The organism is Mycobacterium sp. NTMscope_Eco_3 (genome assembly GCF_976985685.1).
Genome location: NZ_CDRJYZ010000001.1, coordinates 1,660,995 through 1,675,903, shown reverse-complemented (window position 1 = coordinate 1,675,903; position 14,909 = coordinate 1,660,995). Strand labels below are relative to the sequence as shown.

Sequence of the window (14,909 nt, the reverse complement as noted above, 5' to 3'; positions counted from 1 at the left end):
AGAACCGTGAGTAACGCCATTGAGGTCTTCAACCCGTCCACCGAGGAGCTGATCACCGAGGTCCCCGACTCCGACCAGGCGGCCGTCGACGCCGCGGTGGCCCGCGCGCGCGAGACCTTCGAGTCGGGCGTGTGGCGCAAGGCGCCCGCGTCGCACCGAGCGAACGTCCTCTTCCGCGCCGCGCGCATCATCGAGGAACGCACCGACGAGCTCGCCGCGCTCGAGGGCCAAGACAACGGTATGAACCTGACCGCCGCGCGGCACATCATCCCGGTGTCGGTCGACATGCTGAAGTACTACGCTGGCTGGGTCGGCAAGATCCATGGCGAGTCGGCCAATCTGGTGTCCGACGGCCTGCTCGGCACCTGGGAGACTTACCACACCTTCACCCAGCTCGAGCCGGTAGGCGTCGTCGGGCTCATCATCCCTTGGAACGGGCCGTTTTTCGTCGCGATGCTCAAGGTCGCGCCCGCCCTCGCGGCCGGCTGCAGCGCCGTCCTCAAGCCCGCCGAAGAGACGCCGTTGACCGCGCTGAAGCTCGAGGAGATCTTCCGCGAGGCGGGCTTGCCCGACGGCGTCCTGAACGTCATCACCGGCTACGGCGAGACCACGGGCGCCGCGCTCACCGCGCACCCGGACGTCGACAAGATCTCGTTCACCGGGTCGACGGAGGTCGGGCGGCTGATCGTCAAGGCGGCCGCCGGCAACCTCAAGCGGCTGACGCTCGAGCTCGGCGGCAAGTCGCCGCTGATCATGTTCGACGACGCCAATCTCGACAAGGCGATCTTGGGGGCGGGCATGGGCCTGCTCGCCGGTTCGGGGCAGAACTGCTCGTGCACGTCGCGCATCTACGTCCAGCGCGGCATCTACGACGAGGTGGTGCAGCGCCTCGCCGAGTTCGCCCAGATGCTGCCGATGGGCGGCAGCGAGGATCCCGATTCGGTGTTGGGGCCGCTGATCAGCGACAAGCAGCGCAAACGGGTGGAAGGCATCGTCAACGACGGCGTGGCCGGCGGCGCGCAGGTGATCACCGGCGGCAAGCCGATGGACCGCAAGGGCTACTTCTACGAGGCGACGATCATCACCAACACCACACCCGACATGCGGCTCATCAAGGAGGAGATCTTCGGGCCGGTCGGTTGTGTGATCCCGTTCGACGACGAGGACGAGGTAATCGCCGCCGCGAACGACACGCACTACGGGCTGGCCGGCTCCATCTGGACCGAGAATCTCTCCCGCGCCCACCGGATGGTGAATGAGCTTCGCGCGGGCCAGGTTTGGGTGAACTCCTCACTCGCGGCGGACCCGTCGATGCCGATCAGCGGCCACAAGCAGTCAGGGTGGGGCGGCGAGCGCGGCCGCAAGGGCATCGAGGCCTATTTCAACACCAAGGCGGTCTACATCGGTCTGTGACCGATTGCCCTGAGCTCGGCGGGCGTAACGCCGCGGCGAGATAATTGCTGATTTTTCGCCGTGGCGTTACGCCTGGCGCTTCTGGTCGTGCAGACTCTGGGCCGCAATGGCTTTCAGCGCGACGCGATGAGGGTGTTGCCCTCGTCTTGGCACCCCGCGATGAAGTCCGCCGGCGAGTCGACCCGGGCCATCATCCCGGTTTTGAGGACGTTCGCGCGGAGACGGTCACAGTACTGGTACAGGTCGGTGCCGGGCGGCAGCTGCACGTGGCGGTTGAGGACCTGGTCGTCGATGGCTTGTTTGCCTTGGTTGTACGAGGGGGACCCGGGGTCGGCGCCCGCAGCGGGCGCGAAGACAACCGCGGCGGCGCTGATCACCGCCGCCAACGTCAACCCGCGAATGCGACTCACGCAGACAATCTTACGTCGAATTTGCTGCCAACACATCCGCCTCGATGCGGGGGACGGCGGCGGGCTAGAAGGTCCACGAGCCGGCGGGTTGAAGTACGAAGCCGCGGTTCAGGATTGGATCGATGCAGGCGGTCAGCCGGTCAGCGCCCACGACGCACGTGATGTCCCCTTTGGTGATCTTCTGGCCGACGTTGAGCAGCGGCGACGTGATGACCGGGCACCCGGTGCCCTTCTGAAAACTGTAGGGATTGAGGTCCGTCGGAAGCGATGACGGCGATCCCACCGCCGAGCAGCCGTCGCCGCCGACCGGGGCGTTGTCCGGCAGCCCGGGTAGTGGTCCGTCACAGCTGGCGCTGACGTGATCGCCGGGCTTGGGCGGATTGGGCAGGATGCACTGCAGTCCGAAGGGCGTCGCAAAATAGGCTGCGCCACCGGCGCGGGCGGCGGCGGTATAGGGCGCGGCATCGACCGCTTGAAATGCGTTCAGGTCGGGGAATTTCGGCGGCGTGGCCGTCGCGACGCCGGGGGCGTTGCGGGAACAACCCAGGCCCAGAACCGCAACGGTCCCTGTTATCGCCGCTAGGGCCACCCTGCTCAGCATGCGGTGTCACCCTTCCTAGTGTTGGACGCCAAAGGTTGTCGTCCACGTGTTGGGATCATAGGTCGGTCCGGGCGGCCAGGTGCTCACTCGAAGCTGAACCGTCTCGAGGCCGGTCGCCGGATCGAGCGTCGTGCCCATGACGGTGGGCCCGTAGACCGTCGGAAGCTGGTTCGGGGCCACCAGCGTTTGGGGTGTCGCCCCCATCAGGCCTTCCGGGGTGGCGGCCGTGATGCCCTGCACGGGCCCGCCGTTGGTCGCGCCGACGAGCATGAATCCACCGCCTTTGAGCGAGATCAGTTGGCTTTCACGATCGCCGGGGAGGCTGACGGTGCCGACGCGCTGCAAGTTGTTGATCCAGCTGTTGGGTTTGGCCGGATCGATGGGTCCCGACACCCACATGCCACGGGTGGTGTCGCCGACCCGGTTGCTGGTGTTGCCGACGATCACCATCTGATTGGTGGCGGGATCGTAAACGCCGCTGGCTTGGTAAATCCCCGGCAGATCACCGACTTTCACGGGATGGGTGGGATCGGTGTAATCCCATACCGATCCGTTGGTCGCGAATTCGTTGAACCCGGGGGTCACGGTCCCATCCGGGTGGCTGAAAAACGCGTAGCGATGGCCGTCGGGACCGAGCGCGGTCCCGGTCGGCAGCGGGCGGGTGCCCGGCGGCCCTTGCGCGAGCTCCGAGGCCGGGCTGCGGGGAAAGCCATCTCGGGGATCTCCCCCGAAGGTGGGGCCCTGGCCGTCTTGAAACTGGTCTTGTAGGTCGTAGGTGTTCTGCTCGTGCTTGGGGGGTCCGGCTGGTCCGGTGATCCTGGGGTCGGTGGGCGGAGAGCCTGGTCCGTCGCCGAAGCCCGCGGGCTTGAATTCGGCGACCGCGGCGGCATCCTGCGGGGTGAGGTTCCCGTTCGCCTGCGCTTGACGCAGCGATTTCGTGTAGGTGTCGCGGATTGAGTTCATCTGTTTGAGGGCGTCACGCGTGTCATCGGCGGCGTCGGCTTTGGCGTCCTTGATCAAGGTCTCGAGTGCCCGGCGGCTCTTCGCGTCGAGGGTGGGGTCTTGCAGATCTTTGGTGGCCGCGCCGATCAGTTTGTCGAGCAATTGAAGCTGCCGTTCCAACGTGGCGATCTCCGCGGAGCCCTCTTTTTGCGCGGCGGCCAGCATGGCGGCGATGTTTTTCAGATCAGCGGCGATCTTGGGCAGCTGTTCGGTCTGCAGGCGAAGCGATTTGGTCAGCCGCTGTACTTCTTCGGAGCCGTTGATCGGGTGATCGCCGTTCTGGTGGTTCCAGGCCTCGTCGAAGCGCTTGCGGGCCTGCTCGAACTCGTCTTGGGCCGCGGTGGAGCATCGGCCCGCGGCATGGAAGGCCTCCGCCAACTGGGAAATCTGAAAGGGGTTACCGGCCCGCAAACTCTGATTGACCGCCCAGGGATCGCCGCCGGCCTGAGCGACCAGATCGGCAACGCTCAACCAGTTCAGTTGCATCGCCCCGCCCATATGTGCTTTCGACCAGCTCTGACGCTACCGTCGCTGGTTCCCCTCCGCCCCTATTCCACCCGAGATCGCGCCGAAATTCACTTCAGTGCCTTGATCTTGAGGGCCGCGAGCGTAACGCCACTGCGAAAGTCAGGCTAATTTTTCGCAGTGCCGTTACGCTCGCGGCGCTCGGTCGGGGGCGCGCTTCAATAGCATTGCGACCAGGAGGACATGATGGCGCGCTTCAAAACCGAAATGGAAGCCTGCCCGCACTGCCGACGCCCAGCCGAGGCCACGGTCGAATACAGCTACGACAACGACGGCAAAGTCACCGGCAGGCGGGTGCGGGACGTCAACTGCCGCTACGCGGATTGTCCGGGTAGCGAGGTGCCGCCGCACTGGGGCTAGTGGATGTCCTCCCTCGGCCGGTATACGTCGGACTTCTTGTCGGGAAGGAGATCATCCTTCTTGGGGGCTGCGACACCGCCAGTGCAACTGATACCGCGCTCGACTGGCCTTCGGAATGTCAAGGATCAGCCGAAGTAGCTGTCGAGCATCAGCCGAAACACCGTGCATCACCCGAAGGCGAAACGACAAGCATCAACCGACGTCATACAAAGACTTGGTGGGGCGGGCGGGGCTCGAACCCGCGACCAACGGATTATGAGTCCGCGGCTCTAACCAACTGAGCTACCGCCCCCGACGGGGTAGTTCCGTAGGAAACCGTAGTCGAAGACCGAAGCCAGTATCCGTCGGGCGGCGCACGCCCGCATCACAAGTCACAGAGCGATGGGCGCCGCGTCCCGGCGGCGCCCATCGGCCAAAGCCTTAGGCCGCGGACGGTCCTTGCGCGGCCTGTCCCTTGATCGCGGGGATCATTTCCGGCGCGTAGACGAAGATCGCGGACTCGACCTCCCACTCGGCCTGATCGGGCTTCAGGGGGGTCGTGTTGGTCACCATGTTCACGAGTCGCTTCCCGGCGGCCAACGGATTGTCAGCGCTGCGCACCTGGTCGGCGAACCAACGGCCCTCGGCGGTCATGTTGCAGTCGTTGAACTCGGCGGAGTGGATCAACTTGTTCTGAGCAAGCAGGTTGATGTACTGGTCGTCCTTCGGGGTCATGTTGCAGGCGGCCGCTGCCTGCGGCGCTGACAGCAGCGCTTCCCCCAGCATCGACGTCGCCACCACGGCGCCGGCAGCCCCCAACGCCAGCATCTGCCCGCGCGAGCGTGTACGTCTGACGGTCATCTTTCGAACTCCTTCGCGTAGAAATTTGCTGATCCACCTATCGCACACACATGGGTACACGGACAGAGCGCACGACAAACGGCGGCATTACCAACAATGGGTGAACAAAGACGATTGAAAAGAGCGGCGCGAGAAAGCCATTCGAGCGATAGCCCCGATCATGGGATCGACGAGCTCTCAACCAGCACGACGGCTTCCGGCATCGTCGTCAGCTGCTCAATATCTCGCTATTCGATTACCTGACAAGGTCAACACACCAGCGCAGATAGCTAAAGTTGTTGCAGCCGTTGGTTATTCGTAGCGCGAAGCGCGGGTTTAGGACTCGGTCGGCCAGTTTTGTTTCGCGGCCTGATCCTTGATCTTCGGGATCACTTCCGGCGCGTACACATAGATCGCCGACTCGACCTCCCACTCGGCCTTGTCGGCCTTCAGCGGCGTCGTGTTAGTCACCATCGTCACCAGATCCTTGGCCCTGGCGAACGGATCGGCTGAGCTCTTCACCTGATTGGCGAACCAACGGCCCTCGGCGGCCTCATGACAATCGCTGTACTCGGCGGTGTGCACCATGTTGTTCTGCGCCAGCAGGTTGATGTACTGGTCATCCGCGGGGCTCAAATCGCATGTCGCCGAAGCCAGGGGTGCTGACAGCACCGCGCCGCCGAGCATCGAGGCGCCCAGCGCGAGGCCGGCAGCCCAGACCGATGTCACCCGCGTGCGCGAGCGCGTACGGCTGCTTGTCATGTTCGAACCTCCCTCTGCGCGCAGAACACAATTGGCTCCGACGCAAACCCAAGCTACGAATGCTGCACAACGAACCGGGAAATCCATCGGCACGGCGGCTGATGACGTACATCCCATGGCCTACCCGGCGGGGGCCACGCTGCCATTTCGCTACCGTCACGTCTCGGTGGTCATTTCAGTGTCGGCGACGGGGCTTAAGTTAGCGAATGACCCCCTCACACAGCGAAAACGCACGCTTGCGCGTCGATGTACGAATGGTTAACATTTCGTGCCCTCGCCCCCGGACGGGCACATCGCTCACCCGCTCGCGGCGCCGCTGCGCAAACGTTGCGGGCCCCTACTGCCGGGCGTCGTGGCCCAGCGGCAAACGCCGGATGGCGGGCGGCTACCGGGTTCGCACCCGCCACCGTCAGCTAAATACTGTTTGCCCGTCGGCGTCGATCAGATACCGCTCAGTGCCGCTTTCGACGCGCGGGGCGTCGGCGCCCAGCGACACGGCCATCTTATTGCTGGCATTACGCATGACGTCGAACGTGAGCTCGACGGATTCCGCCTCGGAGAAGCGGGAGCGCACCTCAGCGGCATCGTCGGCGGCGAGGTGCGCAGGGGTCCAAATTAACGCATCCGCATACCGCAGCGCAGCTTTTGCGCGGTCGTCGAGCAAACTCGACGATTCGAAGCGCTCGATCTCCTCGTACAGCGTTTCCGAACCGCCGGAGTCGAGCGCGCCGCCCTCGCGTAGCGAATTGCACAGCCGGCAATTGTGTTGCGCCGCGCCCCGCAGCCGCACCAGTTCCGAGGTCACCGGGTCCAGCGCGCGCATTCGCGCCACGGCGATTAAAAAGTCGTTGAACACCAGATCCGACGGGTCGGCGGCGTGATCCCATCTGACCGGTCCGGTCACCCAGCCCAGATACTGCGAGCCGACGCCGAGCGCTTCCAGCCCGGCCCGCACCCGGGGGACGAAGTCGGCGATGTACATCTGCACCACCACCCCAAAAGTGCGGTCCCCGAGGTGCTTCCACAATCGGGACCGTTGCTCGGCGGTGATCGACGAGACGTCGGCGCTGAATTGTTCGGCGAATTCGACGACGGCGACCTCGGCATCCGATTCCGGGTCGCTCACCTCGACGGCCGCGGGCAGCGGCGGCAGCGACACCGTCTGCGCGCACACCCGCCGGATCAACGCCGCGATGCGCGCATCGCCGGGTGCCCCGGGAAACAGCGCCACCAGGCGCGTGAGCTGGTCTTCTCGAACCGAAACCGGAGCCGCCATTCGTCACACGCTAGAGCGCGCCGTGCCCGGCGGCAATGAATCTATTGGGCCTGGCTCACCGAGGACATGTGGAAGTCCGGAATCCGCAGCGACGGCATCGCGGCGCGGGTCGCCCAATCCCCCCATTCGCGCGGCAGGGTCTTCTCGCTCACGCCGGCCTCCGTGGCCCGCCGCAGCAGGTCCAACGGGCTTTCGTTGAACCGGAAATTGTTGACGGCCGCGGTCACGCGTCCGTCCTCGATCAGGTACACGCCGTCGCGGGTGAGCCCGGTGAACAACAGCGTGGTGGGGTCCACGACCCGGATGTACCACAGTGTGGTCAACAGCAGGCCACGCTCGGTGGCCGCGATCATGTCGTCTTGAGTGGCCGTGCCCCCGGTCATCACCAGGTTGTCCGCGGCGACCGCGACCGGGGCGTCGTATTTGTCGGCCGTTGCCCGCGGGTAGGCCAACGCGTTGATCACCCCGTCGCGGATCCAGTCCACCTGGGTGATCTCCATACCGTTGTCGAACACCGACAGCGTCTCCGAGGAACTGCTCGCCGCGACGAAGGGCGTGCAGGCAAGGCCGGGCGCCATCGGATCGGAGAACAGCGTGATCGGCAGATCGGTGAGCCGCTCCCCCACCCGGGTTCCCCCACCGGGCGCCGAGAACGCGGTCCGACCCTCCTGCGCACCGCGGCCGGCCATCGACCACGCCATATAGATCATCATGTCGGCCACCGTCGACGGCGGCATGATCGTCTCGTAGCGCCCCGCCGGCAGCTCGACGCTGCGCTGCGCCCAGCCCAGCCTGGTGGACACCTGCTCGAGCAGCGAATCGATTGGCACATCGACGAAGTCGGGCGTCCCGACACCCGCCCACGCGCTGGCGTCGCCGCGTTTGGCGTTGATCTCCACCGCACCGGTGGGCTGGCTGAAACGCCGGCGCAACCCGGTCGACGACGCCAAGAACGTCGTCGAAACACTATGGTGCGCAAAGCCGTAGAGTCGATCCGCACCCCGAAAGCCGCGGCCCAAGGAGTCGGCCACATCGGCGAAGACCAGTGGCCCGGTGCCCGGCACCGGCGCGTCCCAGTCGGCGGGCACCCCGGTATCGACGAGCAGCGGCGCGGCATCGCCGGCCTCCGGCGCCGAGCCGGCGGCCTCCTGCGAGGCCGCCACCAGTCCGGGAAGCACCCGCGGATCCGCCTCGGCAAACACCACCGTGCCGATGCGCGCGCTGGCACCCCGGCGCATCACGGAGATCACCGACACGCTGCGGCTCACCGAAACCCCGTTGGTGGTCATCGAATTGCCCGCCCACCGCAGGGTCGCCTCGACCTTGTCGCTGACCAACACCATGGTCTCGTCGGCGCCGCCAAGCTTGGCCGCCTCGTCGAGCACGATGTTGACGACGTGCTGCGCGGTGATCATCGCCCACCCTCGGTCCGGGTGTTGAGCACGTTCACGCCGCGGAAGAGCGCCGAGGGACACCCGTGGCTGACCGCCGCGATCTGCCCGGGTTGGGCCTTGCCGCAGTTGAACGCCCCACCCAGTCGCCAGGTGGACGGACCACCCACGGCCTCCATCGAATTCCAGAAGTCGGTAGTCGTGGCTTGATAGGCGACGTCGCGCAACTGGCCATCGAGGTGGCCGTCGCGAATCCGGAAGAACCGCTGGCCGGTGAACTGAAAGTTGTAGCGCTGCATGTCGATTGACCATGATTTGTCGCCCACGATGTAGATGCCGTCCTCGACCCGGCCGATCAAGTCATCGGTGCTGATGTCCTCGGGGGCGGGCTGCAGCGATACGTTGGCCATGCGTTGGATCGGCACGTGGTGCGGCGAGTCGGCGTACGAGCAGCCGTTGGAGCGCGGCTGCCCCAGGCGCTGGGCGAACACCCGGTCCAGCTGATAGCCGGTGAAGATCCCGTCACGCACCAGATCCCAGCTCTGCGCGGCCACTCCCTCGTCGTCGTAACCGATGGTGGCCAAACCGAATTCGTCCGTCCGGTCCGCGGTCACGTTCATCACCGGCGACCCGTACCGCATGGTGCCCAATTTGTCCGGCGTGGCGAACGACGTTCCCGCGTAGGCGGCCTCGTAGCCGATTGCACGATCGTATTCGGTTGCGTGCCCGATGGATTCGTGGATCGTCAACCACAGGTTGCTCGGGTCGATCACCAGGTCGGTGCGCCCCGGAACGACGGTGGGCGCCTTGACCTTCTCGGCCAGCAGCGCCGGCAGCTGCGCCAGCTCGTCGGTCCAGTTCCAGACCTCGTCGCCGGCCAGGACCTCCCAGCCCCGGCCCATCGGCGGGATCAGCGTGCGCATGGAGTCGAAACTGCCCGCCGCGGGGTCGACGGTCACCGCCTCCAAGGTGGGCTGGATCCGGACGCGCTGTTGGGTGATCGAGGATCCGAAGGTGTCGGCGTAGAACGTCTGTTCCTTGACGGCGGTCAGCACCGCCGACACGTGATCGATGCCGTCGGCGCTGAGCAGCCGCCCCGAGTACTCCTCCAGCACGGAGATCTTGTCGGTGGTGGAGACGTCGAACGGGTCGATGCGGTAGTTCGACACCCAGGTCGCGTCGGCGTAGACGGGTTCGGGCGCCAGTTCGACGCGCTCGGTGCTCAGCGCCGCCAGCGTGGTGGCGACGTGCACCGCGCGCCTGGCGGTTTCGGCGGCGACCGACGGCACCAACTCCGCGTGCGAGGCGAATCCCCAGGTGCCGTCCACGATCACTCGGACCGCCAAGCCGACCTCGCGGTTGATCACCGAGGTCTCCAGCGCGCCGTCGCGCAGCTGGACGATCTCGGTGGTGATGCGATGAACCCGCAGGTCGGCGTACGTGGCCCCGGCTGCGGTGGCGGCCGAAAGCGCGGCGTCGGCCAGTTCGTGGCGCGGCAGGTCGAGGAAGTCGGCATCGATCCCCCGGTTCGGTGTCACGGCTCCACCGTAACGGCCGCTCACCCCACACCGCGGCAGCGCCCGCTTTAATTACCCCATGGCCAGCGCCGAACGCAGGATTCGTCCTCGATCGACCGCGTTGGGCTATGCGCTGCTGGCGCCGAGCTTGTTCGGCGTCCTCTCCTTTCTGCTGTTGCCCATCCTGGTGGTGATCTGGCTGAGCCTGTGCCGGTGGGATCTGCTGGGACCGCTGCGCTTTGTAGGCCTGTCCAATTGGCGGTCGGTGCTGACCGACGGCGCGTTCGGCAATTCGCTGATCGTCACGGCGATCTTCGTGGCGATCGTGGTGCCGGCGCAGACGGCGTTGGGGTTGCTGGCCGCGTCGATGCTGGCCCGCCAGCTTCGTGGCACCGGCCTGTTTCGCACCGTGTTTGTGCTGCCATGGATTTGCGCCCCGCTGGCGATCGCGGTGTTGTGGCGGTGGATCCTGGCTCCCACCGACGGGGCCGTGAGCACGGTATTGGGACACAGCATCGAATGGCTCTCCGATCCCAGCTTTGCGCTGCCGCTCGTGTCGGCCGTCGTGGTGTGGACCAACGTCGGATACGTCTCGCTGTCGTTCCTGGCGGGCCTGCTGGCCATCCCCGACGAGGTTCACGCCGCCGCGCGCACCGACGGCGCCAACGCGTGGCAGCGGTTCTGGCGCATCACCATGCCCATGCTGCGGCCAACGACCTTCTTTGTGCTGGTGACCGGGATCGTCAGCACCGCACAGGTTTTCGACATGGTGTACGCCCTGACCGGCGGTGGGCCGGCGGGCAGCACCGACCTGGTGGCCCACCGCATCTACGCCGAGGCCTTCGGTTCGGCCGCGATCGGCCGGGCATCGGTCATGGCGGTGGTGCTGTTCGTGATCCTGATCGGCGTCACGCTGCTTCAGCACCTCTACTTCCGGCGGCGGATCAGCTATGACCTCACCTAGCCGCCGTTCGACAACGATGCGGGCTCGAGGCGGGGGTACCTCCCGCTTGCGGGGGCGCGTCGGACCGTCGACCATGGCCAACGCGCTCATCTATGCCGGGCTGACGCTGGGTGGGTTGATCACGTTGGCGCCGTTCGCGCTTGGGCTGATGACCGCGTTCACCTCGGCGCACCAATTCGTCACGAGCACGCCGCTGCGGCTGCCGCGACCACCCACGCTCGAAAATTTCACCAACCTGGCCGGGGCCGGGTTCGGCCGCGCGGCGGCGGTCACCGCGTTGATGACGGCGGTGATTCTGGTGGGCCAGTTGACCTTTTCCGTGCTGGCCGGATACGCGTTCGCGCGCTTGCAGTTTCCCGGGCGCGACGCGCTGTTCTGGGTGTACATCGCGACGCTGATGGTGCCGGCAACCGTCACGATCGTGCCGATGTATCTCATGATGGCCCAGCTCGGTCTGCGCAACACGTTCTGGGCGCTGGTGCTGCCGTTCATGTTCGGCTCGCCCTACGCGATCTTCCTGCTGCGCGAGCACTTTCGCATGGTTCCGAATGACTTGGTCAACGCCGCCCGCCTGGACGGCGCCAATACCCTGGACGTAATCGTGCACGTGGTGATCCCGTCCAGCCGGCCAGTCCTGGCCGCGCTGACGCTGATCACCGTGGTCTCGCAGTGGAACAACTTCATGTGGCCGTTGGTGATCACCAGCGGGCACAAGTGGCGGGTGCTCACCGTCGCAACCGCCGACCTGCAGTCGCGGTTCAACTCACAATGGACCTTGGTGATGGCGGCCACCACCATCGCCATCGCCCCGCTCGTCGCACTGTTCGTGGCCTTTCAGCGCCACATCGTCGCGTCGATCGTCGTCTCGGGGCTCAAGTGACCCGGCCCCGGTTTTCCACGCTGGTCGCCGCGGCGGTTGGGGTGGTCGCGGTGCTGTTGGCGGCCATGGCGGTGCTGCTGGATTACTCCGCTCAGCCTCATGGCGGCAAGACCATTGTGACGGTGCGCATTTGGGACGATCAGATCGCCACGGCCTATCGGCAATCGTTCCAGGAGTTCAGCCGCGCCCATCCCGACATCGAAGTGCACGTCAACTTGGTGGCGTACTCGACCTACTTCAACACCCTGCGCACCGACGTGGCCGGCGGCAGCGCCGACGACATCTTCTGGCTGTCCAACGCCTACCTCGCGGCTTACGCCGACAGCGGCCGGCTGCTGGATATCGGTGCGGCGCTGGGACCCACCGCCGCGTCGGACTGGGAGCAACCGGTCGTCGGGCAGTTCACCCGCAACGGCACGCTTTGGGGCGTGCCGCAGCTGACCGACGCCGGGATCGCGTTGTACTACAACGCCGATCTGCTGGGCGCCGCCGGCATCGACCCCGCCCGGCTGAGCATCTTGCGGTGGAGCCCCGACGGAGACGACACGCTGCGGCCCATGCTCGCCCGGCTCACCGTGGACGCCGACGGAAACCGCGGGGATACCAAGGGGTTCGACGCCGGGCGGGTGCGGCAGTGGGCATACAACGCCGCCAATGACCCCCAGGGGATCTACCTGAACTACATCGGGTCGGCCGGCGGCGTGTTTCAGCGCGGCGACGAGTTTGCATTCGACAATCCGGGGGCCGTGACCGCCTTTCAGTATCTGGTTGACCTGATCAACCGCGACCACGTCGCGCCTCCCGCCGCCGACACCAATGACAACGGCGACTTTTCCCGCAACCAATTCCTGGCCGGCCGGATGGCGCTGTTCCAGTCGGGTACCTACAACTTGGCCCCGGTGGCCCGCGACGCCCGCTTCCATTGGGGTGTGGCGCTGATGCCGTCGGGCCCGGTGGGCCGCGTCAGCGTCACCAACGGCATTGCGGCGGCGGGCAATGCGGCATCACGGCATCCCGACGCGGTGCGCCAGGTGCTGGCCTGGATGGGCAGCAGACAGGGCAACGAATATCTGGGCCGCTACGGTGCGGCGATCCCCGCGGTGTCGTCGGCCCAGCCGGTCTACTTTCACTACTGGGCCGCCCGAGGCGTCGATGTCACGCCCTTCTTCACGGTGCTGAACGGGCCGCGCATCGCGGCCCCCGGGGGCGCCGGGTTTGCCGCCGGCAATGACGCCCTGCAGCCGTATTTCGACGAAATGTTCTTGGGCCGCGGCGACGTCGCGTCGACGTTACAGCGGGCTCAGGCGGCGGCCAACGCCGCCGCGGCGCGCCAGTGAGCGCCTGATCATTGCGAGCCGCTCGACGCCTCGCCGACCGTGTCGTCGTTGAGCGCGCTGTGGTGGCGGCCCCAGACGAAATAGAAAACCAACGCCAGCAAGACCCAGCCGCCGAACGCGATCCAGGTGTACCAGTGCAAGCTGGCGAGGATGTACCCGCAGGCCGCCACCGAAAGGGCCGGCGTGACAGGGTAACCCGGGACCTTGAAACCCCGCGGCAAGTCGGGCTCGCGCACCCGTAAGACGATCACCCCAACAGAAACCACGACGAACGCGGTCAGCGTGCCGATCGACACCATGTCCGCGAGTTTTTGCAGCGGAACGAAGGCGGCCAATATCGAGGCCGCCAGCGCGACGATCACCGTGTTGTTCACCGGGGTCATGGTGCGCGGGTTCACCGTCGCGAACCTTGCCGGCAGCAGCCCGTCACGCCCCATCGCGAACAGGATGCGCGTCAGGCCGTACATGGTGACCAGCGTGACGCTGAAGATCGAAATGACCGCGCCCGCAGCGAGGATCGAGCTGGCCCAGCTGCCGTGCGTGACGTTCTCGAGAATCGTTGCCAGCCCGGCCTCCTGCTGATCGGCGAAGGCTTGCCAGGGCTGCGCGCCCAGCGCGGCCACCGCAACGAAGACGTAGACGCCGGTGACGGTCAGCAGCGCGGCGATCAACGCGCGCGGCATGGTTTTTTGCGGGTTGTTCACCTCGTCGCCCGCGGTGGACACGGCGTCGAGACCGATGTAGGAGAAGAAGATGGTGCCCGCGGCCGACCCGATGCCCGCGACGCCGAACGGCGCGAAGTCCTGCAGATGGTGCGCGTCGAACGCGGTAAAGGCGACGACCATGAATACGACGAGCACGCCGAGCTTGATCATCACCATGATCGCGTTGACCTTCGCCGATTCGCTGGCGCCGCGGATGAGCAGCAACGCGCACATCCCGATCAGCATTATCGCCGGCACGTTCAAATAGCCCGGTTGCGTATCCCACGGCGCGGCCGACAGGGCATGTGGCAGTTGAAATCCCACCACATTGCTCAACAACCTGTTGAGGTAGCCGCTCCAGTTGACCGCGACCGCGGCGGTAGCCACCCCGTATTCCAGCAGCAGGCACGCGGCCACACCGACCGCCACCACCTCCCCGAGCGTGGTGTACGCGTACGAGTACGACGAACCCGAAACCGGCACCGCCGACGCCAATTCGGCGTAACACACGGCCGCGAGGCCGGCGGCGAGGCCCGCGAGAAGGAAGGAGACGATGACTCCCGGCCCGGCCTCCGGCACGGCCACGGACATGACGAAAAAGATGCCGGTGCCGATCGTCGAGCCCACCCCGAACATGGTCAGCTGAAAGGTGCCGATGCCGCGCTTGAGGCCCTCCGCGGCGCCGGGCGCGACATGCGCGCCCACCACCGGGCGCCGCCGCAGCATCTGCTCCTTCAGGCCGACCGACGTGGCTGCCAATTGCGCCTCCTGTTTCCGGTTCGGCAATCAGCGCCGGCCAAGCAGCCGCGGCCCGCGGGAGGGCCGCGGGCGTGCCTGGTGTGGGCGGCGGGAGGCGTACGGCTTTCCTCCGAGCCCGGTGGCCGCCGAGTGGTGCGCCCCGGGCTCGGTCCAGGTGCCCGGATCGTCGAAGGTGCGCACCGGCTTCCC

The 14,909-nt window shown here is 66.3% G+C and carries 14 protein-coding genes, 1 tRNA gene and 1 pseudogene; 5 read left to right on the top strand and 11 right to left on the bottom strand.

The window, feature by feature from the left end:
- Positions 1-6 precede the first annotated feature (6 nt).
- Entirely contained in the window at positions 7-1,413 is a 1,407-nt protein-coding gene (locus AC0KTM_RS07740; RefSeq protein ID WP_225330099.1) for an aldehyde dehydrogenase family protein, read from the top strand.
- A 113-nt stretch (positions 1,414-1,526) separates the two neighbouring features.
- Here the strand turns inward: AC0KTM_RS07740 and AC0KTM_RS07735 are convergent, their stop codons facing one another.
- The 3 genes from AC0KTM_RS07735 to AC0KTM_RS07725 form a co-directional block, all read right to left on the bottom strand.
- Positions 1,527-1,823: a hypothetical protein gene (locus tag AC0KTM_RS07735; RefSeq protein ID WP_238957757.1), complete on the bottom strand. Its 297-nt coding sequence runs from the start codon at positions 1,821-1,823 to the stop codon at positions 1,527-1,529.
- A gap of 64 nt (positions 1,824-1,887) precedes the next feature.
- Positions 1,888-2,424, bottom strand: a complete 537-nt coding sequence (locus AC0KTM_RS07730) for a hypothetical protein (protein WP_472415329.1) — start codon at positions 2,422-2,424, stop codon at positions 1,888-1,890.
- A gap of 15 nt (positions 2,425-2,439) precedes the next feature.
- Positions 2,440-3,912, bottom strand: a complete 1,473-nt coding sequence (locus AC0KTM_RS07725) for a putative alpha/beta hydrolase (RefSeq protein WP_472415328.1) — start codon at positions 3,910-3,912, stop codon at positions 2,440-2,442.
- Between the two features lie 225 nt (positions 3,913-4,137).
- Between AC0KTM_RS07725 and AC0KTM_RS07720 the strand changes: the two genes are divergently transcribed.
- Complete coding sequence (locus AC0KTM_RS07720; protein ID WP_472415326.1) at positions 4,138-4,311, top strand: 5'-phosphate oxidase; 174 nt, start codon at positions 4,138-4,140, stop codon at positions 4,309-4,311.
- 215 nt (positions 4,312-4,526) lie between these two features.
- Here the strand turns inward: AC0KTM_RS07720 and AC0KTM_RS07715 are convergent.
- From AC0KTM_RS07715 to AC0KTM_RS07690, 6 genes are all read right to left on the bottom strand, one after another.
- Positions 4,527-4,603, bottom strand: a tRNA-Ile gene (locus tag AC0KTM_RS07715).
- Positions 4,604-4,731: 128 nt separating this feature from the next.
- Positions 4,732-5,151: a hypothetical protein gene (locus AC0KTM_RS07710; protein ID WP_472415324.1), complete on the bottom strand. Its 420-nt coding sequence runs from the start codon at positions 5,149-5,151 to the stop codon at positions 4,732-4,734.
- A gap of 315 nt (positions 5,152-5,466) precedes the next feature.
- On the bottom strand, positions 5,467-5,892 hold the full coding sequence (locus tag AC0KTM_RS07705) for a hypothetical protein (protein WP_225330317.1): 426 nt from the start codon (positions 5,890-5,892) through the stop codon (positions 5,467-5,469).
- 409 nt (positions 5,893-6,301) lie between these two features.
- Positions 6,302-7,168, bottom strand: coding sequence for a carboxymuconolactone decarboxylase family protein (locus tag AC0KTM_RS07700; RefSeq protein ID WP_472415322.1), 867 nt, complete (start codon positions 7,166-7,168; stop codon positions 6,302-6,304).
- Between the two features lie 41 nt (positions 7,169-7,209).
- Complete coding sequence (locus AC0KTM_RS07695) at positions 7,210-8,583, bottom strand: metallopeptidase TldD-related protein (protein WP_472415320.1); 1,374 nt, start codon at positions 8,581-8,583, stop codon at positions 7,210-7,212.
- Entirely contained in the window at positions 8,580-10,097 is a 1,518-nt protein-coding gene (locus tag AC0KTM_RS07690; RefSeq protein ID WP_225330314.1) for a TldD/PmbA family protein, read from the bottom strand. The genes AC0KTM_RS07695 and AC0KTM_RS07690 overlap by 4 nt, the downstream gene beginning before the upstream one ends.
- 58 nt (positions 10,098-10,155) lie before the next feature.
- On the opposite strand from AC0KTM_RS07690, the gene AC0KTM_RS07685 reads away from it, so the two are divergent.
- From AC0KTM_RS07685 to AC0KTM_RS07675, 3 genes are all read left to right on the top strand, one after another.
- Positions 10,156-11,040 (top strand): carbohydrate ABC transporter permease, encoded by an 885-nt coding sequence (locus AC0KTM_RS07685; RefSeq protein WP_472415318.1) that lies wholly within the window; start codon positions 10,156-10,158, stop codon positions 11,038-11,040.
- A gap of 73 nt (positions 11,041-11,113) precedes the next feature.
- On the top strand, positions 11,114-11,920 hold the full coding sequence (locus AC0KTM_RS07680) for a carbohydrate ABC transporter permease (RefSeq protein WP_425326377.1): 807 nt from the start codon (positions 11,114-11,116) through the stop codon (positions 11,918-11,920).
- The gene (locus tag AC0KTM_RS07675; RefSeq protein WP_238957753.1) at positions 11,917-13,257 is read left to right on the top strand and encodes an extracellular solute-binding protein; all 1,341 of its coding nucleotides are present in this window, start codon (positions 11,917-11,919) and stop codon (positions 13,255-13,257) included. The genes AC0KTM_RS07680 and AC0KTM_RS07675 overlap by 4 nt, the downstream gene beginning before the upstream one ends.
- An 8-nt stretch (positions 13,258-13,265) precedes the next feature.
- Here the strand turns inward: AC0KTM_RS07675 and AC0KTM_RS07670 are convergent, their stop codons facing one another.
- Entirely contained in the window at positions 13,266-14,687 is a 1,422-nt protein-coding gene (locus AC0KTM_RS07670; RefSeq protein WP_472417401.1) for an amino acid permease, read from the bottom strand.
- Between the two features lie 129 nt (positions 14,688-14,816).
- Positions 14,817-14,906, bottom strand: a pseudogene (locus AC0KTM_RS07665) (hypothetical protein); the annotation flags it as partial.
- Between the last annotated feature and the right edge of the window lie 3 nt (positions 14,907-14,909).